The organism is Gilliamella sp. B2828, assembly GCF_026537125.1.
Lineage (GTDB): Bacteria > Pseudomonadota > Gammaproteobacteria > Enterobacterales > Orbaceae > Gilliamella.
Genome location: NZ_JAFNMU010000001.1, coordinates 239336 through 263677 on the forward strand (window position 1 = coordinate 239336; position 24342 = coordinate 263677).

General features: G+C 34.0%; 24 protein-coding genes. 14 read left to right on the forward strand and 10 right to left on the reverse strand.

The window, feature by feature from the left end:
* Positions 1 to 49: 49 nt before the first annotated feature.
* The gene (gene cpdA / locus J3U19_RS01045) at positions 50 to 880 is read left to right on the forward strand and encodes a 3',5'-cyclic-AMP phosphodiesterase (RefSeq protein ID WP_267339489.1); all 831 of its coding nucleotides are present in this window, start codon (positions 50 to 52) and stop codon (positions 878 to 880) included.
* Here cpdA and cls read toward each other — a convergent pair whose 3' ends face one another.
* The 5 genes from cls to fldA all read right to left on the reverse strand — a co-directional run bounded on the left by cls (position 881) and on the right by fldA (position 4497).
* A complete protein-coding gene (gene cls / locus J3U19_RS01050) occupies positions 881 to 2344 on the reverse strand; it encodes a cardiolipin synthase (protein WP_267339488.1) in 1464 nt (487 codons plus the stop codon).
* A gap of 5 nt (positions 2345 to 2349) precedes the next feature.
* Positions 2350 to 2808 (reverse strand): acyl-CoA thioester hydrolase YciA, encoded by a 459-nt coding sequence (yciA, locus tag J3U19_RS01055; RefSeq protein WP_267339487.1) that lies wholly within the window; start codon positions 2806 to 2808, stop codon positions 2350 to 2352.
* A gap of 21 nt (positions 2809 to 2829) precedes the next feature.
* The gene (locus tag J3U19_RS01060; RefSeq protein WP_267339486.1) at positions 2830 to 3372 is read right to left on the reverse strand and encodes an inner membrane-spanning protein YciB; all 543 of its coding nucleotides are present in this window, start codon (positions 3370 to 3372) and stop codon (positions 2830 to 2832) included.
* Between the two features lie 74 nt (positions 3373 to 3446).
* Positions 3447 to 3905, reverse strand: a complete 459-nt coding sequence (gene fur, locus J3U19_RS01065) for a ferric iron uptake transcriptional regulator (protein ID WP_267339485.1) — start codon at positions 3903 to 3905, stop codon at positions 3447 to 3449.
* Between the two features lie 79 nt (positions 3906 to 3984).
* Positions 3985 to 4497, reverse strand: coding sequence for a flavodoxin FldA (gene fldA / locus J3U19_RS01070; RefSeq protein ID WP_267339484.1), 513 nt, complete (start codon positions 4495 to 4497; stop codon positions 3985 to 3987).
* A gap of 180 nt (positions 4498 to 4677) precedes the next feature.
* Here fldA and sucC point away from each other — a divergent pair, with 180 nt between their 5' ends.
* The 11 genes from sucC (at position 4678) to hslU (ending at position 14395) form a co-directional block, all read left to right on the forward strand.
* A complete protein-coding gene (sucC, locus tag J3U19_RS01075) occupies positions 4678 to 5850 on the forward strand; it encodes an ADP-forming succinate--CoA ligase subunit beta (protein ID WP_267345219.1) in 1173 nt (390 codons plus the stop codon).
* A gap of 21 nt (positions 5851 to 5871) precedes the next feature.
* Positions 5872 to 6744 (forward strand): succinate--CoA ligase subunit alpha, encoded by an 873-nt coding sequence (gene sucD, locus J3U19_RS01080; protein ID WP_267339482.1) that lies wholly within the window; start codon positions 5872 to 5874, stop codon positions 6742 to 6744.
* 101 nt (positions 6745 to 6845) lie between these two features.
* Complete coding sequence (locus J3U19_RS01085; RefSeq protein ID WP_267345220.1) at positions 6846 to 8417, forward strand: cytochrome ubiquinol oxidase subunit I; 1572 nt, start codon at positions 6846 to 6848, stop codon at positions 8415 to 8417.
* A 17-nt stretch (positions 8418 to 8434) separates the two neighbouring features.
* A complete protein-coding gene (cydB, locus tag J3U19_RS01090; RefSeq protein ID WP_267339480.1) occupies positions 8435 to 9571 on the forward strand; it encodes a cytochrome d ubiquinol oxidase subunit II in 1137 nt (378 codons plus the stop codon).
* 9 nt (positions 9572 to 9580) lie between these two features.
* Positions 9581 to 9688, forward strand: coding sequence for a cytochrome bd oxidase small subunit, CydX/CbdX family (locus J3U19_RS01095; protein ID WP_267339479.1), 108 nt, complete (start codon positions 9581 to 9583; stop codon positions 9686 to 9688).
* A gap of 185 nt (positions 9689 to 9873) precedes the next feature.
* Entirely contained in the window at positions 9874 to 10269 is a 396-nt protein-coding gene (ybgC, locus tag J3U19_RS01100; protein ID WP_267345221.1) for a tol-pal system-associated acyl-CoA thioesterase, read from the forward strand.
* The gene (tolQ, locus tag J3U19_RS01105; RefSeq protein ID WP_267339477.1) at positions 10270 to 10950 is read left to right on the forward strand and encodes a protein TolQ; all 681 of its coding nucleotides are present in this window, start codon (positions 10270 to 10272) and stop codon (positions 10948 to 10950) included.
* Between the two features lie 2 nt (positions 10951 to 10952).
* Positions 10953 to 11372, forward strand: a complete 420-nt coding sequence (tolR, locus tag J3U19_RS01110) for a colicin uptake protein TolR (protein ID WP_267339476.1) — start codon at positions 10953 to 10955, stop codon at positions 11370 to 11372.
* A 41-nt stretch (positions 11373 to 11413) separates the two neighbouring features.
* Positions 11414 to 12349, forward strand: a complete 936-nt coding sequence (tolA, locus tag J3U19_RS01115; protein ID WP_267345222.1) for a cell envelope integrity protein TolA — start codon at positions 11414 to 11416, stop codon at positions 12347 to 12349.
* 162 nt (positions 12350 to 12511) lie between these two features.
* Positions 12512 to 13039, forward strand: coding sequence for an ATP-dependent protease subunit HslV (gene hslV, locus J3U19_RS01120; RefSeq protein WP_267339474.1), 528 nt, complete (start codon positions 12512 to 12514; stop codon positions 13037 to 13039).
* Positions 13040 to 13066: 27 nt separating this feature from the next.
* Entirely contained in the window at positions 13067 to 14395 is a 1329-nt protein-coding gene (hslU, locus tag J3U19_RS01125; RefSeq protein WP_267339473.1) for an HslU--HslV peptidase ATPase subunit, read from the forward strand.
* Between the two features lie 83 nt (positions 14396 to 14478).
* On the opposite strand, the gene asmA is transcribed toward hslU, so the two are convergent.
* From asmA to mltA, 3 genes are all read right to left on the reverse strand, one after another.
* A complete protein-coding gene (asmA, locus tag J3U19_RS01130; protein ID WP_267339472.1) occupies positions 14479 to 16371 on the reverse strand; it encodes an outer membrane assembly protein AsmA in 1893 nt (630 codons plus the stop codon).
* Between the two features lie 36 nt (positions 16372 to 16407).
* Entirely contained in the window at positions 16408 to 16989 is a 582-nt protein-coding gene (gene dcd / locus J3U19_RS01135) for a dCTP deaminase (RefSeq protein ID WP_267339471.1), read from the reverse strand.
* A gap of 70 nt (positions 16990 to 17059) precedes the next feature.
* Positions 17060 to 18148, reverse strand: a complete 1089-nt coding sequence (gene mltA / locus J3U19_RS01140; protein ID WP_267339470.1) for a murein transglycosylase A — start codon at positions 18146 to 18148, stop codon at positions 17060 to 17062.
* A 195-nt stretch (positions 18149 to 18343) separates the two neighbouring features.
* On the opposite strand from mltA, the gene cycA reads away from it, so the two are divergent.
* Positions 18344 to 19717: a D-serine/D-alanine/glycine transporter gene (cycA, locus tag J3U19_RS01145; RefSeq protein WP_267345223.1), complete on the forward strand. Its 1374-nt coding sequence runs from the start codon at positions 18344 to 18346 to the stop codon at positions 19715 to 19717.
* Positions 19718 to 19761: 44 nt separating this feature from the next.
* On the opposite strand, the gene J3U19_RS01150 is transcribed toward cycA, so the two are convergent.
* Positions 19762 to 20784, reverse strand: coding sequence for a TerC/Alx family metal homeostasis membrane protein (locus J3U19_RS01150; RefSeq protein ID WP_267339468.1), 1023 nt, complete (start codon positions 20782 to 20784; stop codon positions 19762 to 19764).
* Between the two features lie 183 nt (positions 20785 to 20967).
* On the opposite strand from J3U19_RS01150, the gene dacB reads away from it, so the two are divergent.
* On the forward strand, positions 20968 to 22404 hold the full coding sequence (gene dacB / locus J3U19_RS01155; protein WP_267345224.1) for a serine-type D-Ala-D-Ala carboxypeptidase: 1437 nt from the start codon (positions 20968 to 20970) through the stop codon (positions 22402 to 22404).
* 79 nt (positions 22405 to 22483) lie between these two features.
* On the opposite strand, the gene J3U19_RS01160 is transcribed toward dacB, so the two are convergent.
* Positions 22484 to 24319, reverse strand: coding sequence for an ABC transporter ATP-binding protein (locus J3U19_RS01160; protein ID WP_267345226.1), 1836 nt, complete (start codon positions 24317 to 24319; stop codon positions 22484 to 22486).
* Between the last annotated feature and the right edge of the window lie 23 nt (positions 24320 to 24342).

Genomic DNA, 24342 nt, shown 5'->3' on the forward strand with positions numbered 1-24342 from the left:
GCTATTAACATTATTAACCATAATATTTGATGAATAACTGAGGTGAATTTTGGAGTCACTTTTACAGCTTCCAACAAAAAATAAAAATTACGGTAAAATATTACAAATTACAGATACTCACCTTTTTTCTGACAATAGCCGTACTTTGCTTGGTGTGAATTCAAACGCGAGTTTTTTGGCTGTAATTGATGAGATCAAAAATTGCAGAAGAACTTATGATTTAATCGTAGCAACGGGCGATTTTGTTCAAGATGGTACAAAAGAAGCTTATAAATTTTTTGCAGAACAAATAACCACTTTAAATACACCTTGTGTTTGGTTAGCTGGAAATCATGATAACTATGGCACTATGCAATCCGTTTTTGATAATTATCGACTTTTAGATAATAAAGTCATTTTGTTAAGTGATAAATGGATAATTATTCTTTTAAATAGTCAAGTCGAAGGCCAAGCTTATGGTTTATTACCTAACTCAGAAGTGCTTTTTTTACAGGAAAAATTAGATAGATATTCTGACAAAAATGCACTGGTCTTTTTACATCATCATCCAATCAATTCAAAGTGTCATTGGCTGGATCAACATATATTGAAAAATAGTGTTGAGTTAGAAAAAATTTTACAGACTTATTCCCAAATAAAAGGATTAGGATGGGGGCATATTCATCAAAGCCAAGAGCATCAATGGTATGCATGTAAAGCATTTTCTACTCCATCAACTTGTGTACAGTTTAAACCTAATAGTTATGATTTTGGCCTCGCAGATAAAGATGCACCAGGTTGGCGTGAAATTACATTAACCAACGATGGTATGCTTGAAACAGAAGTATTTCGTATTGGTGATAATCGTTTTGTTCCTGATTTATCCCAAAACGGTTATTAATTATAGTAATGGTGCAAAAAAATAAAATAACCGTTCTACAATACGTTGCCAAATAGGTCTTTGTTTCCATATTTCAATATTTATTTCTTCAGACTGAGCTAAATATTTTTGTAAAAGATAAGAAAGTGATTGGGCAAATTCTGCATCATCAATGACAGTCGTAATTTCAAAATTTAACCATAAACTTCGCATATCTAAATTAACTGTACCGACTAAACTCAGTTGATTATCAATTAAAACACTCTTAGTATGTAATAAATTATCGTTGTATTGATAAAGTTTAACTCCACCATCAAGCAATTCAGAAAAAAATGCTCGACTAGCCCATTTGACCATTAAAGAATCATTCTTTCTGGGAACGATAATAATAACTTCCACTCCACGCTGAGCGGCAGTACATACGGCATGTAAAATATCATCACTAGGAACTAAATAGGGGGTAGTAAAAATTATTTGTTTTTGAGCTGAATAGATTGCTGTTAATAATACTTGATGGATCATGTTTTCAGTGTAACCAGGGCCAGAAGCAATTAATTGCATAATATGTTTTTTTTCTTCTGGGGGTTCGGCAAAGTCCGTAATTTTAGGTAAAGCAAGATCAGTACCTGTTTCTAATTCCCAATCACTAGCATAAATTGCACCCATTAATGTGGTAACAGGACCTCGCATTCTAACCATAATATCGACCCACTCACCAACATGCTTATTTTGTTTAAAGAAGCGAGGATCGACAATGTTCATGCTACCTGTATATGAGATATAGTTGTCTATGATTGCAACCTTACGATGTTGTCGCAAATCGAGTCGTCTAAACATAAATCGAAGCAAGTTGACTTTTAAGGCTTCAACAATAATGATTCCTGCTTCACGCATTCTTTTACTTGCATTTGTTCTAAGAAAACGGCGGCTACCTGCAGAATCTACCATTAAATGACAAGTTACACCACGTTTAGTTGCTTCAATCAATGCTTTTTCAACATCATCTGCTCGACCGCCTTCATTCCAAATATAAAATACCATCTCAATGTTAGAGGTTGCTTGATTGATATCTTCAATTAGATGATCAAAAATTGCGTCAGTTTCACTAAGCAGGTCAATATGATTACCATTTATGCCGTCTAGTCCGGTTTGATGCTTGCAAAGTTGAAAAATAGGTTTACTAACTTGACTAACTTGGGTTGTGAAAATATTTGGAAGGACGCTAATTCTATTGATAAAGTTAGCAATGATTGGTCGCATTTTCTGTGCTCGTTTAACACGCTGTTGGCCTAAATGAGCTTCACCTAACGAAAAATAAAGAATAATTCCAACTATTGGTATGATATAAATCACTAGCATCCAAGCAATGACATAGGTGGTTGGCCTGCGTTTAAATACTATTCTTAACGTAGTGGCAACGATCATCAACCAATAAACAAAAAAGATCAATGAACTAACTAAGGCGTGGAATGAAGTATATTGCATATAAGTTAGCTATTATTTAGGTTAAGTTTATTAATCCCATCTTTTGTACAATCATAATTCTGAAATACTTCAGGTAAAGGTTTGGGATTATTATGTTTATCTACTGAAACATAAGTAAATACAGCATCAGTGATACAAAAACGTTTTAATGAATCAGATGGATCAATCACTTTTTTAACCCAAACTTCAATGCCAATAGTAATAGAAGTTTTTCCTGTTTTAATACAATGAGCATAACAACAAACTACATCTCCCACCATTGCCGGTTTATGGAATGTAATGCTACTCGCGTTTACCGTTACAACTCGATTTCTAGCGATCTCTTTTGATAAAATACCGCCAGCAAGATCCATTTGTGACATTATCCAACCGCCAAAAATATGACCATGAGGATTTGTATCAGCAGGCATTGCCAGTGTTCTTAGTACTAGTTGTCCTTTAGGGGTTGTATCGGATTGTTTCATATTAAAATACTCCATCTTGTGCTATTTATTGTCTATATCTTTATCTATATGTTTATATATATAGATTCCTGATATCAAGGATAATAATAACGATGCACCAGGTAAAATAAATACTTTAAAAATCCAGAAAAAATCATCTGTTGTATAATAGGTTGCACCTAAACTAATAACTCCACATGTCATAAAGAAAGCTATCCATAATATACTTAATCTATTCCAAAAGATTATATCTAACTGAATTTCTCTGCCTAGTAGTTTTTGAAGCAGGTTTATTTTGAAAAAATACTGACTAATAAGTAAACCTGAGGCAAATAAAAAATTAATAATTGTCACTTTCCATTTTATAACATTAGGTTCTCGAGTATAAAGAGTAAATCCTCCAAAAATCATCACCATTAAATAAGATATCAATTCTACTTTGTCGATTTTTCGATAAATGATAAGAACAATTAGAAAACAAACCGTTGCTGCTATCATTAAAGCCTGCACACCAACAAAAACATCATACATTGTTAAAAATATAAAAAAGATTACGAGGGGTATAAAATTTAAAAGTTGTTTCATGTAAATATTAACCTGATAGAAAAGATAACTTGTTTTAGCTATAATTGTAAGTGAAAAGCCTATCAGAAATAGGCTTATTTTTTTGTATGAAGTTCAGGATGGGCTTTACAATTACCTGATTGGCAGTGTCCATAAAGATATAAACTATGAAAAGTTAATTTAACTCCATATTGCTCAGCAATTTCTTTTTGTCTTGCATTAATAATTTCATCTCGAAATTCAAACACTTCACCACAATCAAGACAAATTAAATGATCATGGTGTTTTTGTGTTGCAAGCTCAAATACCGCTTTTCCACCTTCAAAATTATGGCGTGTCACGATCCCAGCATCATCAAATTGATTTAAAACACGATAGACAGTAGCTAGTCCGATCTCTTCACCCATATCAAGCAATTTTTTATAAAGATCCTCGACGGTAATATGTTGACATGAAGGATCTCTCAATAATTCTAAAATCTTTAATCGTGGTAACGTAACCTTTAAACCAGCACTTTTGAGTGCTGCATTATTATCATTATCATGATTTGTCATATTACATCCCAATTAAGTTATTAATAATTACACATTATAGAAACTATGCACAGTAAATAAAAGAAATCATTGTAATTGATTAAATGTTCATTTCGATTTTAACTTGGTTGACCCAATTACTAATACGTTCTTCGGTTAACTCTGGTTGGCGATCTTCATCAATGGCTAACCCTATAAAGTGAGTATCGTCCACTAAACTTTTCGATGCTTCAAAACTGTATCCTTCAGTTGACCAATGCCCGACTATTTTAGCACCTCTAGGTTCGATAACATCTCGTAATGTACCCATTGCATCACAAAAATATTCAGCATAATCTTCTTGATCGCCACAACCAAAAATTGCAACCATTTTACCATTAAAATCAATTTGCTCTAGGTTAGGAAAAAAATCATCCCAATCTGCTTGTGATTCACCATAGTACCAAGTTGGAATACCTAAAAAAAGGTAATTATATTGTTCAATTATTTCTTTGGTAGATTTTGCAATATCAAAAATATCTGCTTTATCACAGCCTAAAATTTGTTGGATTTGTTTAGCTACATTTTCTGTATTACCTGTATCACTACCAAAAAAAATACCAACGTTTGCCATATTTATACCTTCACTGTTATTACTTCATCAAAATATTTTTTTGAGTATATCATTGTCACTTAATATCAGCAATCGTTCTCAATTACTATCAACATAAGATATTATTTACTACACAATTTCTTCATCTTAGATTAGAATTATTATCAGTGTTTATATTAATTTAAATCATGGAATTTAGTTATGAACCTGCACGAGTATCAATCAAAATACATTTTTAAAGAATATAATTTACCTGTACCTGAAGGATATGTTTGTAATTCAGTTGATGAGGTAAAAGATGTTTTATCAAAGTTACAACCTCAATCGGATATTGGTTCTTGGGTTGCTAAATGCCAGGTTCATGCCGGAGGAAGAGGCAAAGCTGGAGGCGTAATTTGTACTAAACACTTCAATGAAATAAAAGCTTTTGCTGAAAAATGGTTAGGTAAACATTTAGTTACTTATCAAACAACATCTAGAGGACAGCCGGTAAATCAGATTTTAATTGAAAAAGCTTCAAATATTTATAAAGAACTTTATTTGGGAGCAGTAATTGATCGAAGTTCTAAACGTGTTGTTATAATGGCCTCGACTGAGGGTGGTGTTGATATTGAAAGTGTTGCTGAAAAATCCCCACACTTAATTCATAAAATGCCACTTGATCCATTAACTGGACCATCTGCTTATCAAGGTCGTGAACTTGCCTTTAAATTAGGGTTAAAAGGTAAACTTGTTAACCAATTTTCTAAATTATTTGTTAATTTTGCTAATCTATTTTTAGATAATGATGTTTCATTAGCTGAAGTCAATCCTTTGGTTATTACTGATGAGCAAGAGCTTGTTTGTTTAGATGCTAAAATCGTTCTTGATGATAATGCGCTTTTTCGACATCCTAAATTAAATTATTTAAAAGATACAACACAAGAGGATGAACTTGAATCGATTGCAGCCAAGCAAGGTATTAGTTATGTTTCTTTAAATGGAAATATAGGATGCATGGTCAATGGCGCAGGGTTAGCTATGGCTACTATGGATATCATCAAATTATATGGTGGGGAACCTGCTAACTTTTTAGATGTTGGAGGAAGTACAACACAAGAACGTGTAGCTGAAGCATTTAAATTAATTTTATCAGAAAAAAATGTCAAAGCGATTTTCGTCAATATTTTTGGTGGCATTGTTCGTTGTGACTTAATTGCTGAAGGTATTATAAGTGCCATCGAAGAAATAGGTCTTAAGGTTCCTGTTGTTGTACGACTTCAAGGTAACAATGCCGAAATTGCTAGAGGTATTTTAGCTGATAGTAAGTTAAATATTATTACTGCAAAAAATTTAACAGATGCTGCACAGAAAATCGTTGCTGTTGCCAAATAGTAGGAATGGAGAAGATTTATTATGTCAATTTTAGTTAATAAAGAAACCAAAGTTATCTGTCAAGGATTTACTGGTAGTCAAGGTACTTTCCATTCTGAACAAGCCATTGCATATGGTACAAAAATGGTTGGGGGCGTCACGCCAGGTAAAGGTGGAACAACACATTTAGGTTTGCCAGTCTTCAATACCGTTAAAGAGGCTGTTGCCGCCACCGGTGCTACAGCCACTGTTATTTATGTGCCTGCTGCATTTGGGAAAGATTCCATTTTGGAAGCCATTGATGCTGGGATAAAACTAATCGTTTGTATAACTGAAGGCATTCCAACTTTAGATATGTTAATTGTAAAAGAAAAATTGATACAAAACGACGTAACAATGATTGGACCAAACTGCCCTGGAATTATTGTACCAAACGAATGTAAAATTGGTATTATGCCAGGACATATTCATTTATCAGGCAAAGTCGGGATTGTTTCTCGTTCTGGAACGTTAACTTATGAAGCAGTTAAACAGACAACTGATATAGGTATTGGACAATCTGTTTGTGTCGGTATTGGCGGTGACCCCATTCCTGGAAGCGATTTTGTTTCAATTTTGAAATTACTTGAGCAAGATCCTGATACTGAAATTATTGTTATGATAGGTGAAATTGGTGGTACTGCTGAGGAAGAAGCCGCTGAATATATTAAAAAACATATGACTAAACCCGTTATAGCATACATTGCTGGAACCTCGGCTCCAGCAGGTAAACGTATGGGACATGCTGGTGCAATTATTTCGGGTAACAAAGGGACAGCAAAAGAAAAAACTAAAGCATTATTATCAGCTGGTATCACGATTGTTAGTAATCTTGCTGATATTGGAGATGCTGTAAAAAAACAGTTTGACATATAGTTTTTTGATATTCGTCAATTTTTATTCTTTAAATAATGTTATACAATTGCTAAAATGATGATATAAAATTTGTGGGCATTTAAGGATAAAGGGAACGCTTTATGTTAGATATAGTAGAACTGTCGCGCCTTCAGTTTGCACTCACAGCAATGTATCATTTCATTTTTGTACCATTAACTTTGGGTATGGCATTTATGCTTGCAATTATGGAAACTGTATATGTTGTTAGTGGCAAGCAAATCTGGAAGGATATGACCAAATTCTGGGGTAAATTATTCGGTATTAATTTTGCCGTTGGTGTCGCTACCGGTTTAACCATGGAATTTCAATTCGGTACCAACTGGTCTTATTACTCGCACTATGTGGGGGATATTTTTGGGGCACCTCTTGCAATTGAAGGACTAATGGCATTTTTCTTGGAATCAACGATGGTTGGTTTATTCTTTTTTGGATGGGATAGACTAAGTCGTGGTAAACATTTAATGGTTACTTGGTGTGTGGCGTTTGGTTCAAACTTTTCCGCGCTTTGGATTTTAGTTGCTAATGGCTGGATGCAATTCCCTATTGGTTCAGACTTTAATCCGATAAATTCCCGTATGGAAATGGCTAGTTTCTTTGAATTAGTTACTAATTCTGTTGCTCAATATAAGTTCGTACATACTGTTGCAGCAGGATATTTAACTGGTGCGATGTTTGTTTTAAGTATTAGTTCATATTATCTTCTCAAGAAACGAGATTTACCTTTTGCAAGTCGTTCTTTTGCAGTAGCGGCCATGTTTGGTTTTATTATGTCAATTGTTGTTGCCTTCATGGGCGATGAAGCCGGACACGAATTGTCGACTGTTCAACCTACTAAACTTGCAGCAATTGAAGGTGAGTGGGAAACTCAACCTGCTCCAGCGTCATTTAATGTTATTGCATTTCCATCGCAAAAAAATAAGGAAAATTTATTTGCAATAGAAATTCCGTATCTAATGGGAATCATGACTACACGTTCGCTTGACAAGCAAGTAATTGGTTTAAAAGATATTATTAATGATAATGAAACCAGAATTCGTAATGGTATCTTAGCCTATAGTAATTTGGAAAAAATTCAAAAGGGCGATCAAGATCCCTCTGTTTTTAAAGCCTTTGAAGATAATAAAGCCGATTTAGGATATGGTTATTTGGTTAAACGCTTTACCGATCGTGATAATTTGACGATTCCTGAGGCTACTGAAGAACATATTAAAGCGGCGACCGAAGATTCAATTCCAGCTGTATGGCCTTTGTTCTGGGCATTTAGAGGAATGGTTGGTTTTGGACTATTGATGATTTTAGGCACTGGGCTAGCTTTATGGACAACTTACAAAAACAAAATTGGTCAAAAGCGTTGGTTACATCGTTTACTTCTTATATTGTTACCATCTCCATGGCTTGCTTGTGAATGTGGTTGGTTTGTTGCGGAATATGGTCGTCAACCTTGGGCAATTCAAGATATTTTACCAACTGGGGTCGCCAATTCATCGTTAACACCAGGTGAAGTATTATTTACTATGGTCTTAATTTGTGGTCTATATACGCTATTTCTAGTTGCTGAAATGTACTTGATGTTTAAATTCGCTCGATTAGGACCGAGTTCGTTGGGTACAGGCAATTATTATTACGAAAAAACACAAGCGGTATCAGAATAGGCATAGGGAGTTATACAATGATTGATTACGAAATTGTACGCATCATCTGGTGGCTGTTGATTAGTGTTGTTTTAATCGCTTTTGTTGTCACTGATGGTTTTGATATGGGCGTTGGTATTTTATTACCTTTTATCGGAAAAACCGATACTGAACGTCGTATAATGATAAACGCAATTGCCCCTCATTGGGATGGTAACCAAGTTTGGTTAATTACCGGTGGGGCAGGTATCTTTGCTGCTTGGCCTATGGCTTATGCTGTATCCTTTTCTGGTTTTTATATCGCAATGATTTTAGTGCTATGTGCATTATTTTTTAGACCAATTGGATTTGATTACCGTAGTAAGCTAGAAAATACTAAATGGCGGAATATGTGGGATATTGCTATTTTCTTAGGAAGCTTTGTTCCCGCACTTGTGTTTGGGGTAGCGTTTGGAAACTTATTAGAGGGTGTGCCATTTAGATTTGATAATTCTTATCGTGCCTTTTATGAAGGCTCTTTTTTTGGTCTACTTAATCCATTTGCATTATTAGCGGGTATTGTCAGCTTAATGCTTATGGTTGCCCATGGTGGTGCTTGGTTACAAATGAAGACTTCTGGAGAACTTTATCTTAGAGCTAGAAAAGCAACCCAAGTGGCAAGTTTAATTATGTTAATTGCATTCGTATTGGCTGGTGTTTGGGTTATTTTTGGCATTCATGGTTATGAAATTACTAGTATAATTGATTATAACGGTGTTTCTAACCCGTTAAATAAAACTGTATCAACAGATGTTTCTTGGCTAAAAAATTACATGAATTATCCTATTTTATGGGTAGTACCTGCGTTAGGAGTATTGTTGCCCTTGTTTACCATTTTTTGTTCTAGTTTGAATAAAAATGGGTTAGTATTTTTATCATCTTCATTAACTATTACTTGTGTATTATTTACATATGGTATTGCAACATTTCCATTTGTTATTCCATCAAGCATTATGCCAAATGCTAGTTTAACAATTTGGGACGCAAGTTCTAGTCAATTAACCCTGAATATAATGTTGGGTGTAGTGGCAATATTCTTACCAATCATTCTTTTCTATACATCATGGTGTTATATAAAAATGTTTGGGCGGTTAGATAAAAATCATATTGAAAATAATAAACATTCACTTTATTAAGGATTAATTATGTATTATATCTTATGGTTAGTTGGAGTCATTGCAACTTGCATGCTTGCTGTTGTTACTGGACTTTGGGTTGAGAATTCTAGTAATGAAAAAGAAACGAACAAATAGCGAAGTATTATACAGAAAAATAAATATAAAGGTGGCAAATTGTCACCTTTTTGATTATTAGTCTGAAATGTGATAAATAATTTACAAATGATAATTGTTTTCATTTAACTATTTTTATATCATAGTGTGCGAATTTTATTTTCAAATATAATATTGCTAATTTTTTTGAAATCAGATTTTAGAATATGAAACAATTCAATTGGAATGCAAGGGTTTATTATGAAGACACAGATGCTGGCGGAGTTGTCTACCATGCTCGGTATCTTGCTTTTTATGAACGCGCTAGGACAGAGATGCTAAGACAGCTTGATATTAATCAACATAAGTTGCTACAAGAAGGTATTGCATTTGTTGTTAAAAAGATGGATATTAGCTACGACTTTCCAGCCCGTTTAGATGACATGCTAACTATCAGCACTCAGGTTGAGCAAATTCGTAAGGCGTCTATTATTTTTAAACAGACTATATTAAATCAGAATAAGCAAATTATCAGCAATGCTGATGTAGTTATTGCTTGTGTTAATATGACTAAAATGAAGCCATGTGCGCTTCCAAAGTTATTAGTTTTGGAGTTTATTTAAGTGGAAAATTTGAATATTATTGATCTATTTTTACAGGCAGGACTTTTGGTACAAGGTGTTATGTTATTATTACTAACATTTTCTGTAATGTCTTGGGCTATTATATTCCAACGCAGTAAAATTCTAGGAAAAGCTAAAAAGCAAATTGATCAATTCGAAAATTGTTTCTGGGCATCTGAAGAGTTGAATATTTTGTTTGATAAAGCAAAATACCATAAAGAAGACATTAGTGGTACAGAACATATTTTTTATTCAGGTTTCAAAGAATTCTCTCGTCTTTACCAAATTAATCCTAATATGCCTGAAGCTGCATTAGATGGCGCATCTCGCTCTATGCGTTTGGCAATGAATCGTGAACTCGATAATTTAGAATTACATATTCCTTTTTTAGGTACTGTAGGTTCAATTAGTCCTTATATTGGCTTATTTGGTACTGTATGGGGAATTATGCATGCATTTATCTCTTTAGGGGCAGTAAAACAGGCAACATTGCAAATGGTTGCACCAGGGATTGCTGAAGCTTTAATTGCAACGGCGATTGGTTTATTTGCTGCTATTCCAGCTGTTCTTGCTTATAATCGTTTAACATTACGTGTAAGCCGAATTGAACAGAGTTACCTTAATTTTATTGATGAATTTTCAGCTATTTTACAACGTCAAGCTGTAGCTGTTAGGAAATAATTATGAGTAGACGTTCACGATATTCAACTAAATCTGAAATCAATATAGTTCCTTTGCTTGATGTATTATTAGTGTTGGTGCTTATTTTTATGGCCACAGCGCCAATTATAAGCCAAAGTGTTGAGGTAGATTTACCTGAAGCATCAGAATCAAAAACAGTATCTCCTGCTGATAATAAACCAATAATCATTGAAGTATCTGGTATTGGTGTATATGCTCTCATTATTGATCAAACTCGTCAATCAGATTTACCTCAGGAGCAAATTATTGCTGAGGTAAAACATCAAATTTCAATAAATGAAAAAGCTGTTTTTTTAGTTGGTGGTGCTAAGAATGTTCCTTACGAAGAAATTATAAAAGCGTTAAATTTATTGCAATCCGCAGGCGTTAAATCAGTTGGCTTGATGACTCAACCAATTTAACTAAGCATAATAATACATAAAAAATATCAGCAATGTCTTATATGAGAAATTCAAAATTAAGTATCCCAATTATAATATCGATTATATTACATTTAATATTAATTATTATTCTTGGTTATCAAGCTATGCAAGAAAAAGATAGTGTCGATTATGGTAAAGAGACTGGTAATAGTATAGATGCTATTATGATCGATCCTTCTGTTATGAGTGATCAACATCAGCGACATTTAAAAACAAAAGAGAGCCAGCAACAAGCTGATAAAAAAAGAGAACAGCAGGTAGCAGATCAAGCTAAAGAATTACAAGAAAAACAACTTGCTGAACAACAATATTTAAAAGACTTAACGAAAGAACGGATTAAAATTGCTGAGCAATTAAAACAACAAGAAGCAGAAAGGATAGCCGCGGAAAAAGCGGCAGCAGAAAGAGTAGCCGCGGAAAGAGCAGCCGCGGAAAAAGCGGCGGCAGAGAAAGCGGCAGCAGAAAGAGTAGCCGCGGAAAGAGCAGCCGCGGAAAAAGCGGCGGCAGAGAAAGCGGCGGCAGAGAAAGCGGCAGTAGAAAGGGCAGCCGCGGAAAAAGCAAGACAGAAGGCAGAACAGGCTAAAAAGGATAAAGCGCTTAATGATCTATTAGGCGGGCTGACTTCTGGCTCTCCAAATTCTCCAAGTAATCTAAGTGGAGCAGCGGCAAGCCGTAGAGGTTCATCCGATGATGAACTAGCTAAATACAAAGCATTAGTGACAAATGCTATAAGTAATAAATTTATAAACCCAGCTAACGTTTATAGTGGCAAAAGTTGTGTTTTACAAATTCAAATAGCGCCGGATGGGCTTTTACTTAATGTTGCCGCTAGTGGAGGTGATGATGCTTTATGTCGTGAAGCGGTTGCTGCTACTAAACTTGCAACAATACCAAAACCAGCAATTGGGTTATATGATAAAGTAAAAAAAATGATTGTTGAATTCCAACCAAAATGATATTGAAATTATTTGTATCAAAAATGTTTTGATTTAAGGCATTCTTAATGGAAATAAATTTTCAACATCTTTTAATAGAGATGTTGAAAATCAATTATTCGTCCTCATATATTTTCTATTCATTCCAAATTTAGTTATTTAAAGTAAGAGAAGGAGCAGAATATGACAACAATAGTCAGTGTTCGCCGTGAAGGGCAAGTGGTTATTGGTGGTGATGGTCAAGTTACACTTGGTGAACGCATTATAATGAAAGGTAATGCACGTAAAGTTCGTCGTTTATATAATAATAAAGTAATTGCGGGTTTTGCTGGTGGTACTGCCGATGCTTTTACACTTTTTGAGTTATTTGAACGTAAACTTGAAATGCACCAAGGCCATTTAACTAAGGCCGCTGTCGAACTAGCCAAAGATTGGCGTACAGACAGAATGTTACGCAAATTAGAAGCATTACTTGCTGTTGCTGATGAAAGTGCCTCACTGATTATTACAGGTACTGGTGATGTTATACAACCAGAAGATGATCTTATTGCCATTGGTTCGGGTGGACCTTACGCTCAATCAGCTGCAAGGGCTTTATTAGATAATACATCATTATCTGCACATGATATCGTACAAAAATCTCTATCAATAGCTGGTGACATTTGTGTTTACACCAATAACTTCCAAACTATTGAAGAGCTCAATTACTAATTAAACTGATTTAAGAGAAATACTATTATGTCTGAAATGACTCCTCGCGAAATTGTAAGCGAATTAAACCAACATATTATAGGACAAGATAAAGCAAAACGTTCTGTTGCAATTGCTTTACGTAATCGCTGGCGTCGTATGCAACTTGATGAAGCATTACGTCATGAAGTCACACCGAAAAATATTCTTATGATAGGACCAACGGGTGTTGGTAAAACAGAGATTGCAAGAAGATTAGCTAAACTTGCTAGAGCTCCGTTCATTAAAGTAGAAGCGACAAAATTTACCGAAGTTGGTTATGTAGGAAAAGAAGTAGACTCAATTATTCGAGATCTAACAGACTCTGCTGTTAAGATGATTCGACAAGAAACTATTGAAAGAAATCGTAACAGAGCTCAAGAACTAGCTGAAGAGCGTATTTTAGATGTACTTGTACCACCGGCTAAAGATGGTTGGGGACAAGTTGAAAATAATAATGATTCAACAGCTCGGCAAGCATTTAGAAAAAAATTACGAGAAGGCGCACTTGACGATAAAGAAATTGAAATTGAAGTAGCTGGTGTTAATATTGGTGTTGAAATTATGGCGCCACCGGGTATGGAAGAGATGACCAGCCAACTCCAATCAATGTTTCAAAATTTAGGCGGTCAAAAAACAAAAGCTCGTAAAATGAAGATAAAAGATGCTTTCAAACAGCTCATTGAAGAAGAAGCAGCAAAATTGGTTAATCCTGATGATCTTAAGCATGAAGCAATTGAAGCTGTTGAACAAAATGGTATTGTGTTTATCGATGAAATCGATAAAGTGTGTAAAAGAGGTAATTCTTCTGGGCCAGATGTTTCGCGTGAAGGTGTTCAGCGTGATTTATTACCACTTGTTGAAGGTTGTACTGTTTCAACTAAGCATGGTTCGGTAAAAACCGATCATATTTTATTTATCGCTTCTGGTGCATTCCAAACAGCAAATCCATCAGACTTAATTCCCGAGCTTCAAGGACGTTTACCAATTCGAGTTGAATTACAAGCATTAACAAGCGAAGATTTCGAAAGAATTTTAACTGAACCTAATGCATCATTAACTGTTCAATATAAAGCGTTAATGGCAACTGAAGGTGTTAATATTGACTTCACTCCTGATGGTATTCGTAAAATTGCTGAGTCAGCCTGGCAAGTAAATGAGCAAAATGAAAATATTGGTGCTCGTAGATTGCATACTGTTCTTGAACGTCTAATGGAAGAAGTCTCATTTGATGCAAGTGAACTTAGTGGTAAAACAGTTACTATTGATGCTAAATATGTAAGTGACCATTTAGATAAACTTGTGGCGGATGAGGATCTTAGTAAGTTTATTCTATAGTAAATAGAGTAAAACGGTACTAACAATAAAAAAGGTGAGTTTAACTCACCTTTTTTATTATATTGATTAATTAATTTATCTTATTATTTACTCAATAGATTTTCTAACATATCGACGGCTTTTTGCTTTGAATTCGATTTCGAGTCATCTTTTGAATTTCGATTCTCTAGTTTATTGCGAAATTTATCTAAACTTTCTTGTAACTTATCATTAAAAATATCTTTAATCACTTGACCTAAATCAAGCTGATAATGAAGTTTTGAAAATTCCCCATAAATATGCATTGGTATTACTAGCTTTTGTAGCTTTGCAATAGTTTCGCTTTTTCCGTTCCATCCACCAAGAATTTTAACATTCATGTTAATATCGAGATCTTTTTGAATCATACCAACTCTGCCTGAGCCTTCAACCACTTCAAGGGTTGGTGAAAGCGCATTCAATGTTGTTAATTCTAGATCCCCTTTATTGAAATAGGCAGTCGTACTGATTTTAGAAAATTCTGTATAATTTTTCAGATTTTCAGTTGATGAAACATCTTTGATATATTTAGTTGCAGCATTTTCAATAATATTATTGATATTAATTTTGTTTAATTTTGCGTTGGATATATTGATTGATAAGTTACCTTTTAAGCTTTCTAATAATTTATTTGCGGATAATGTACTTAGCTCTATATCTCCGTTCGCATTAAATAATCCTTCTAAATCATTTGGTGTTTCCATCTGGTTGAAGAATGTATTGAGATCAATATTACTAATTTTTGGAATTAACTTGATTTGAGTATATTTTTGTTTACCATTTGCCATACCGGTAGCAGCTATGTGCCCTTTGGCGAAGTCAGCACTGATATTTTGAATTGTTGCTACTCCATCATTATTGACTAAAGCAACATTGATATTATTGAATATCATATTATTAACATTTAATTTTTTAATGTCTAATTTTGCTTTAGCATTAAAATTATTAAGGAAGTTTAGTTCATTATCGACATTTATAACATTAGATACAACGGGCGGAGTTTGTTGTATTGTAATGTTTTGATTTGTTTTTTTATCTTTGTCTTTCTGTATAAAAGGTGTGAAATTTAATTCATTACTCGCTATCGTTAAATCTATATAAGGTTTTTTATCAAAATTTGCATTAAAAGAGCCTGAAAAATAATTTTCATTAGCAGAAAAAGATAAATCTTTACTCATTAATTGTTTTGAATTGTGATAATAATCAATTACTCCTTTCAAATTGCCTTTCAATTCTTTGGCTGAAAGGTCAATCCCTTTATAAATGTAATTAAATTTCTTTAAATCAATTATGGCTTTTTCTGGAAATAAAGCTAAATCGACATCAGCATTAGCCACATAGGAAAAATCTTGCTGGTTACGGTCGATATTGCCTTTAACATCAATGGCAATTTTTTTATCTGTTTTTTGAGTGATAGCAAGATTAATATTTCTAAAATTAATGAAATCGTCTTTATTTTGTAAAACAACAGTGCTATCAGACACTTCAAGTTTATTTAAAGTGAATGCCCATTTTGATGAGTCTTTTTGCTGCTTAGTTTGGGAAGTTTGATTTTCATCTGTAGTTGTTTGTTGTTGAGCTTTATGTTTGTAAACTTGTCCTTTACTTTCATCGGTAATATTGATAATAGCGGATTTTATAAAAACATTTTTGACCGTTAATTTTTTTGAAAATAAAGGAAACAGTTCTACATCAAGGCGCATATTATCTGCTGTTAAAATTGGTTTTTTGGCATCAATATCTGATAATTTAACTGAATCAGTTAATATGCTAACTTGTGGCCAAATGTGCCATCGTAAATTACCATCAATAGTTAATTCATAACCTGTTTTATCTTTAACGGTATTAGAAATAAATCCTCTATAATTATTAGGATCAACAAAAACAATAAGAGATACAATACCAATGGCAGAAAGTAGGATTAAAATTAAAAGAGTAACTAATATTTTTTTGATCATGTTAATATTCCTTCAGAATAAAAACTACTGGGTGATTTAGTCTTTATCAATACGGCTAGCAACTGCGCCATGTTGATCTTTATATTTTGCATCTTGTCTACTATTATACGGTCTAGCTGCTGGACCCGTTAGTGTTTCAAAGCTAAGTGCTCCTATTGTCATTCCTGGTCTAAGAGCTAATGGTATTTTTCCGGAATTAAAAAACTCTAGCACAATTTGTCCTTGCCAGCCAGGATCGATACGATGGGCTGTAACGTGTACCATAAGCCCAAGTCTGGCAAGGGATGAGCGCCCATCTAACCAGCCAACTAAATCATTAGGAATTGTAACTGATTCCAAAGTCACGGCTAATGCTAACTCACCAGGATGAAGGTAAAATGCATCACCTTCAGATAATACAATTTCATCACTCATCACTTTTTCTAAAACCGCAGATACTTGTTCTTTAGGACCGCTTAAATCAATATAAGGTGTAGTATGTTCCCTAAATGTACGAAATTTATTGCCTAATCTTACATCAATAGTTGCACCATTGATGCAGTTTTGTGCGGGCTGAGGGGTTATTTTTAATTTACCATTTTGTAAATACGTTTCGATATCTCGATCGCATAATCTCATGAGTTATCCTTAATGCAACTTATATTAGTTTATTCTAACAGGTTCTTTTAATGTCGTCGATGTTCGTAAATTAAGGTTTTATCAACCATACTCGTCCATAGTGATTGTAAAAACCAGCTAGTGCGCCTGGTTTTTCACCAATCCCGAGATAAAGATCAAAGTGTTGACCTTTTATAGCTCCCCCTACATCTAGTGCTACCATTAATCGCGTCTCTCTTTTACCTCGATGCTGACCATCTTGATCAAGAAGAGGAACATCGGCTAATATCACTGAGCCAATGGGAATTAATGTCTTATCAGAAGCAACCGATGCATTTGCAATTAAGGGGATGGATGCTGCACCTTTTACTTCTGCATTATATTTTGGTTCAAAAAATACAAAAGAACGATTTTGAATCAGTAATTTTTTAAGATTTTCTTCGCTTTTATTTTCAGACCAATCTTTTATTGCTTGCATTGACAATTCTTCTTTTTTTATTTCACCTTGTTTTACTAACAATTGCCCAATACTTGAGTAGCTATAACCATTTTTACCCGCATAACTGAAAAATACTAAAGGATTGCCATCTTCAAAATCAATATAAGCACTTCCCTGAACTTCCATAATAAAGTTGTCCATTAGAGAGTTACTGTAAGCTATCTCCAACCCTTTATCGGCTAATGCGCCATTATAAATTTGTTCGCGGCTAGGCAATTGCCCTTTAGTTATTGCTGGCATTTTATAAATAGGATATTTGAATTCTAATGTTGGGGTATGTCTTGCTTTGATGACAGGTGTATAATAACCAGTGAAATGTACATTACCATAGCCATCTTGTCCAGCCAACCCATAACTATTTAATCCGACTTTAAGAAGTTCATCGAAATCTAATAAGTTAGTAATCCAGTTATTAATAGCGGTATAAATATGTTCATTTTGACGATACAACTCCGGGGATGAAGATTCAATCTTTGCAATCTGAATAACATAATCGGATATGTTAACAGGATAACTCAAATGGGTAGGTGATACATTAAAAGGTAAGAGCAACTTACCATCGCTGTATTGTTGATCTTGTTTAGTATTTTTATTTAAATTGCTTTGACAGCCAGTTGATACTGATAAGATAATCAAAATAAATAAGACTGATAAATAAAAGCAATGGTTATTTTGTTTCATATTAATCATTTATTATAATAAGTTATAAAGGATAGTTGGTTATGCTACACAATTCTATTATAAGAAACTATAGATAATTATTGTGAATCCATAAAAAGTTTTCATAACAATTCAGCTTGCGATTTGATTCTATAGACTTTATAGTCTCATACTCTTTGAATCGGAAAATTGTGAAAATAAAAGGTAATAATAGCAATGAGCATTAAATCCTCTAACCATGATCTAAAGCGAAACCTTTCTAACCGACATATCCAATTAATTGCCATTAGTGGTGCAATCGGTACAGGCTTATTTATGGGGTCAGGTAAAACGATAAGTCTCGCTGGACCTTCGATCGTTTTGGTATATATGGTTATTGGTTTTATCCTGTTTTTTGTTATGCGTGCAATGGGTGAAATACTTCTTTCTAATTTGAAGTATAAATCCTTTAGCGATTTTGCCAATGACCTTTTAGGTCCTTGGGCTGGTTTTTTTACCGGCTGGACTTATTGGTTTTGCTGGGTTATTACCGGAATTGCAGACGTTGTTGCCATTGCGGGGTATTCACAACACTGGTTTCCTGAGTTACAGTCGTGGATACCGATGTTTTTGACGGTTATTTTATTATTAACCTTAAATTTATTGACCGTAAAAATGTTTGGTGAGACAGAATTTTGGTTTTCAATGATTAAAATTGTTGCGATTGTAGGATTAATTGCCATTGGAGTTATGCTAATTTTAATCTCATTTCATTCCACTCAAACTGATACAACAGCAGCATTTTCAAATCTATGGGAATATGGTGGCTTCTTTCCTAATGGTACTATAGGCTTTTTTGCCGGTTTTCAAATTGCAATTTTTGCTTTTGTAGGGATTGAGCTGGTTGGTACTACCGCCGCAGAAACCGTCGATCCAGATAAAAATTTGCCACGAGCAATTAATTCTGTGCCTGCTCGAATTATCTTTTTCTATGTGTTTTCTCTAATCATAATTATGAGTGTTACACCTTGGATATTTATTTCACCAAATAAAAGTCCGTTTGTTGAATTATTTAGCTTAATAGGATTACCGGCTGCGGCAAGCGTTATTAATTTTGTCGTACTGACTTCAGCAGCTTCTTCGGCTAATAGTGGTATTTACTCAACGAGTCGTATGTTATTTGGACTTGCAAAAAAACAAGATGCGCCAGAGCCTTTCGGAAAGTTGTCAAGTCGCTCGGTTCCAGCTAATGGTTTGTGGTTTTCTTGTCTTTGCTTATTTGGTGGAGTGGTATTGATTTATCTTGTGCCTAATGTGATGGAGGCATTTACCATAGTTACGACTATCTCAGCTATTTTATTTATGTTTATTTGGTCAATGATTTTAATTTCCTATATTGCTTATCGTCGTAAGAAAGCAGATTTGCATGAACAATCTAGCTTTAAAATGCCTGGCGGTATTTTGATGTGCTTTGTCTGTTTGGTCTTTTTTGCATTTATGATTGTGTTGCTTACATTAGAGAAAGATACTTGTCAAGCTTTAATTGCAACACCTATTTGGTTTATGATATTGGGTGTAAGTTATTCTATTCGTTCATTAAAAAGACAATAATATAAATTAAATATTGGCAGGGTCTCCTGCCAATTCCAGTTCAGTTACTCATTATTTTTTTCTGGCCAGATAAAGCTGGCAATAATACCTAGGACTAAAATTCCTAAAACGATATAAAGGCTAAAGGTTGGGCTTATATCAGGTCCGTAACCAAACAGGTGATTACTGGCGTTTAAAGCTAATTTACCAGCAATAAAAAATAGTAAACAGATGACTGCTTTACCAAGATGAACTAAATATTGTCGCATAGCTTCTAAGACAAAATACATCGTTCTCAGTCCTAAAATAGCAAAAATCATGGCACTATAAACAATTAATGGTTCTTGACTAACCGCAATCACCGCTGGGACTGAGTCAAAAGCAAACATAACATCACTGAGTTCAATAACAACAATACATAGAAATAGCGGTGTTGCATAGACGGCACTTTTAGAAATTTTGCCAACTAAATCGTTGTTTTCTGGTTTTGCTAGTTCGGTATCGAGTTGTTTTTGAGTTAATAAAAAAGTGTGCCCTACAATTTTAGGATAAGAAGGAAAAATATGTTTTGCTATGCGAAAGGCGATATGATGGGAGTAATCTTTAATTTCTTCATCTCTATTATGATTTTTTAGCATCATTATTCCCGTAAAAGCAACCATAACTGAGAAAACTAATTCCATCCATGGACCTAAAGATAATAAGCTTGTTCCAATTATTACAAATATTGCTCGGAAAATAATGGCACCAATAACTCCCCAGTAAAGCAAGCGATGACGGTAATTATTGGGGACGGTAAACCATGAAAAAATGGCCATAATAACAAACAGATTATCGACAGATAATGCTTTTTCAAGTATATAACCAGTTATAAATAAACTTGCTGTTGTACTACCATGATGAATATATAGAAATAAAGCAAAACATAATGCAACAGCTATCCAAAAAATTGACCATCCAATTGCATTTTTTAAACTGATAGGTTTATCATTATGGTGAGCATATAAGTCGATAATAATTGCAGTTAGGGATAACCCAACAAATACTAATACTGTTTCTACTGGAAATCCTAATGAGTGTTGAATCATATTTATGACACCTAGTTATAATATTGATACACAGATAATTTGGGAAATTGGAACTGTTTTATATAAACGGTACTATGTAAGTATAAAAGTGATATAGTATATATTGCTAGCTAAATCAAAAAAAGTTATATTTGAAAAAAACCATTGACTATTATAGTTAAATAACATTTTGAGCCAATTTTCATGAATAATATCAGGATAATTATTTTATGTATTCTTCTTTTTCTATCAGGATTATTACATGCACAGTCAATAGAACCTTATTTATCAACGTTACCTAAAGGAAGTGATTTATCTATTTTAGTTCAATCTGTTGGTAGTAATCCGAAAACATTAGCAAAATATAAGAGTGATCAATTTAAACAACCAGCTAGTACTCAAAAAGTTATTACCGCTTTAGCTGCACAGCTTGAATTAGGGGGTGATTTTCGCTTTAAAACTCTTATGAAAACTAATGGTTCAATAAGTAATAAGCAGTTAAATGGGGACCTTATCATACAATTAAGTGGGGATCCTACTTTCTCTAGTGATAGATTAAAAATAATGCTTACTGAACTGCACCAAAAAGGTATTGAAAAAATTGCTGGAAATATCATTTTAGACACTTCAGTCTTTGCCAGTCATGATAAAGCTGCGGGTTGGTCATGGAATAATTTAACCGCTTGTTATAATGCACCTCCCTCAGCTGCAATCATAAACGATAATTGTTTTTATGCAACAGTTATACCAGGAAAGGTGGGCTCTAAAGCATCGGTTTCAGTATCATCTAATATTCCAGTAGTGGTATCTGCTGATATCAAAACGATTTCCACTAATAGTAAAGATTTGGATGATAAATATTGTGAGTTAGATGTGAGTTATTCGGATAAAAATCGTTATTACCTATCAGGATGCATTGCTTCAGGTAATAATAAAATACCATTAAAATTTGCGGTACTTGATGGAGCAGCTTATTTTTCTGCAATTTTAAAAAAAGAGCTTAAATTACAAAAAATCGTTCTTAATGGTAAAATTTTAGAGAAGAATAAAAAAAATAATTCACAACTAATTTTACTCACTTCCAGTCAATCAGTCCCACTTTCTGAAATACTGACTGTTATGCTCAAAAAATCAAATAATTTATATGCAGATGCTATTTTTAGAACTCTTGGGGTACATTATTACAATATAGCAGGGACTTGGCGTAATAGTAGTGATGCAGTCAAACAAATTTTACTAACGAAAGCCGGTATTAATCTTGAAAATTTAGTCATTGTTGATGGATCTGGATTATCCCGATTAAACTTAGTTAGTGCAGACAAATTAATGGAAATATTACAATATATTTCAGCGAATAATGAGCAGTTAGGAATTATTGAAATGCTACCGATTGCTGGAGTTGATGGTACTTTGCAAAATCGTAAAAGTTTTAATCAAATCCCATTTAAGGAAACCATTCGAGCCAAAACGGGTTATATTCAAGGTAGTTATAATCTGGCTGGATTTATTCAAAAGAACGATGGTAAATATTTGGCGTTTGTGCAGTTATTATCAGGATATCATGCTGATACACGAGGAGAACCAAAAAATAGTGCAATAATGCGATTTGAATCAGAGTTTTATAAAAATTTTATTAACTGATTGACTAACTCATCAAGGACACATATTAGTACTTAATCTTATATGTGTCCTATCACTCTTTGTTGTAATAGATTGATGTTTACACATTTTCCCCTAAGAATCCACCACTTTGATGTTTCCATAGTTGAGCGTATAGTCCATTTTTATCGAGCAACTCTTTGTGAGTTCCTTGCTCAATAATTTTACCTTGATCAAGTACAACTAATCTATCCATTGCTGCGATAGTTGATAACCGGTGAGCAATGGCAATAACGGTTTTGCCTTCCATTAAAGTATATAAACTTTCTTGAATTGCTTGTTCAATTTCAGAATCCAGTGCGCTGGTAGCTTCATCCAATAATAGAATGGGAGCATTTTTTAATATTACTCTGGCAATTGCAATGCGCTGCCGTTGTCCACCTGATAATTTTATGCCTCTCTCTCCTACAAATGCGTCATAGCCTGTTCGACCATTTGCATCAACAAGTGTTTGAATAAAGCTATCAGCATGAGCTTTTTTCGCTGCTGTAATCATCTCTTCTTCAGTGGCTTGACTGTTGCTATAGATCAAGTTTTCTCGTACAGAGCGATGTAATAGGGATGTATCTTGAGTTACCATACCAATTTGAGCACGTAAGCTTTCTTGAGTAACAGTTTTGATATCTTGTCCATCAATAATAATTTTACCACTTTGTAAATCATAAAAGCGTAATAATAAATTAATAAGTGTAGATTTCCCTGCTCCAGAACGACCGACTAAACCTATTTTTTCACCTGAATTAATTGTTAAATCCAAATCTTGAATGGTTGACTTTTGTCTGTTGATATCATAATTGAAATTAATGTGTTTAAACTCTATTTTACCTTGCTTAACAATAAGTTCTGTTGCATTTGGTTGATCGTGAGCAGTTTTAGTTGAAGAAAATGTATTGATGCCATCTTTTACTACACCAATATTTTCAAATAGAGCAGCAAGTTCCCACATGATCCAGTGAGAAAAACCATTCAATCGTAATGCGACGGCGGTAGTTGTGGCAATTGCTCCAATGCCAATTAATTGATCGGTCCATAACCATAAAGCAATACCAGTCGTGCAAAGTATCAACGTAATAGATAATATATGGTTTACAATTTCAAAACTGCTGACTAAACGCATTTGCTGATTAACGGTAACTAAAAACTCATCCATTGATTCTTGAGCGTATTTGGCTTCATTACCTGCATGTGAGAACAGTTTAACGGTCATGATATTGGTATAAGCATCGGTGACTCTTCCGGTCATGGTAGAACGCGCGTCTGCCTGCATGCTAGCAACTTTACTTAAGCGTGGAATAAAGTAGTACATCGCAATCCCATAAAGCACACCCCAACCAAGAAAAGGCATTAACAACCAAGGATCTAATTGCCCAATAACAGCCGCCATAGCAATAAATGAAATAAGAACATAGATAAAAATATCCGCGACTAAAAAACAAGTATCTCTAACAGCAAGGGCTGTTTGCATTACTTTTGCTGATATTCTCCCAGCAAATTCATCTTGGAAAAAGCGCATACTTTGGTTAAGAACCAATCTATGCAAATTCCAACGCATTCTCATTGGAAAATTTCCGGCGAGACATTGATGTTTAATAATCGTTTGTAAACTAATGATCAGCGTGCTTGCTAAAATTATTATAGCCAGAATAATTAATGTTGTTTTTTCTTGCTGCCAAAATTTAGATGGTTCAGCGTCTGCGAGCCAGTCGACCACTTTACCTAATGCTGCAAATAAAAAAGCTTCGAAAGCACCACTTAATCCACTCAATAAGATTAATAATAGCATAAATATGCGAGTGCCTTTGGTTGACTGCCATATAAAACTAAAAAAGTTTTTAGCCGCCGGTTGAGGAGCATCTTTAGGATAAGGCGACACCAATTTTTCAAAAAATCGATACATAAAAGACCTAATTATTAAAATGA

Excerpts from the sequence above, each read along its gene's own strand:
- cls (WP_267339488.1), bottom strand. The coding sequence starts at position 2,344 with ATGCAATATACTTCATTCCACGCCTTAGTTAGTTCATTGATCTTTTTT.
- yciA (WP_267339487.1), bottom strand. The coding sequence starts at position 2,808 with ATGAAACAATCCGATACAACCCCTAAAGGACAACTAGTACTAAGAACA.
- J3U19_RS01060 (WP_267339486.1), bottom strand. The coding sequence starts at position 3,372 with ATGAAACAACTTTTAAATTTTATACCCCTCGTAATCTTTTTTATATTT.
- fur (WP_267339485.1), bottom strand. The coding sequence starts at position 3,905 with ATGACAAATCATGATAATGATAATAATGCAGCACTCAAAAGTGCTGGT.
- fldA (WP_267339484.1), bottom strand. The coding sequence starts at position 4,497 with ATGGCAAACGTTGGTATTTTTTTTGGTAGTGATACAGGTAATACAGAA.
- sucC (WP_267345219.1), top strand. The coding sequence starts at position 4,678 with ATGAACCTGCACGAGTATCAATCAAAATACATTTTTAAAGAATATAAT.
- sucD (WP_267339482.1), top strand. The coding sequence starts at position 5,872 with ATGTCAATTTTAGTTAATAAAGAAACCAAAGTTATCTGTCAAGGATTT.
- J3U19_RS01085 (WP_267345220.1), top strand. The coding sequence starts at position 6,846 with ATGTTAGATATAGTAGAACTGTCGCGCCTTCAGTTTGCACTCACAGCA.
- cydB (WP_267339480.1), top strand. The coding sequence starts at position 8,435 with ATGATTGATTACGAAATTGTACGCATCATCTGGTGGCTGTTGATTAGT.
- J3U19_RS01095 (WP_267339479.1), top strand. The coding sequence starts at position 9,581 with ATGTATTATATCTTATGGTTAGTTGGAGTCATTGCAACTTGCATGCTT.
- ybgC (WP_267345221.1), top strand. The coding sequence starts at position 9,874 with ATGAAACAATTCAATTGGAATGCAAGGGTTTATTATGAAGACACAGAT.
- tolR (WP_267339476.1), top strand. The coding sequence starts at position 10,953 with ATGAGTAGACGTTCACGATATTCAACTAAATCTGAAATCAATATAGTT.
- tolA (WP_267345222.1), top strand. The coding sequence starts at position 11,414 with ATGAGAAATTCAAAATTAAGTATCCCAATTATAATATCGATTATATTA.
- hslV (WP_267339474.1), top strand. The coding sequence starts at position 12,512 with ATGACAACAATAGTCAGTGTTCGCCGTGAAGGGCAAGTGGTTATTGGT.
- hslU (WP_267339473.1), top strand. The coding sequence starts at position 13,067 with ATGTCTGAAATGACTCCTCGCGAAATTGTAAGCGAATTAAACCAACAT.
- asmA (WP_267339472.1), bottom strand. The coding sequence starts at position 16,371 with ATGATCAAAAAAATATTAGTTACTCTTTTAATTTTAATCCTACTTTCT.
- dcd (WP_267339471.1), bottom strand. The coding sequence starts at position 16,989 with ATGAGATTATGCGATCGAGATATCGAAACGTATTTACAAAATGGTAAA.
- mltA (WP_267339470.1), bottom strand. The coding sequence starts at position 18,148 with ATGAAACAAAATAACCATTGCTTTTATTTATCAGTCTTATTTATTTTG.
- cycA (WP_267345223.1), top strand. The coding sequence starts at position 18,344 with ATGAGCATTAAATCCTCTAACCATGATCTAAAGCGAAACCTTTCTAAC.
- J3U19_RS01150 (WP_267339468.1), bottom strand. The coding sequence starts at position 20,784 with ATGATTCAACACTCATTAGGATTTCCAGTAGAAACAGTATTAGTATTT.
- dacB (WP_267345224.1), top strand. The coding sequence starts at position 20,968 with ATGAATAATATCAGGATAATTATTTTATGTATTCTTCTTTTTCTATCA.
- J3U19_RS01160 (WP_267345226.1), bottom strand. The coding sequence starts at position 24,319 with ATGTATCGATTTTTTGAAAAATTGGTGTCGCCTTATCCTAAAGATGCT.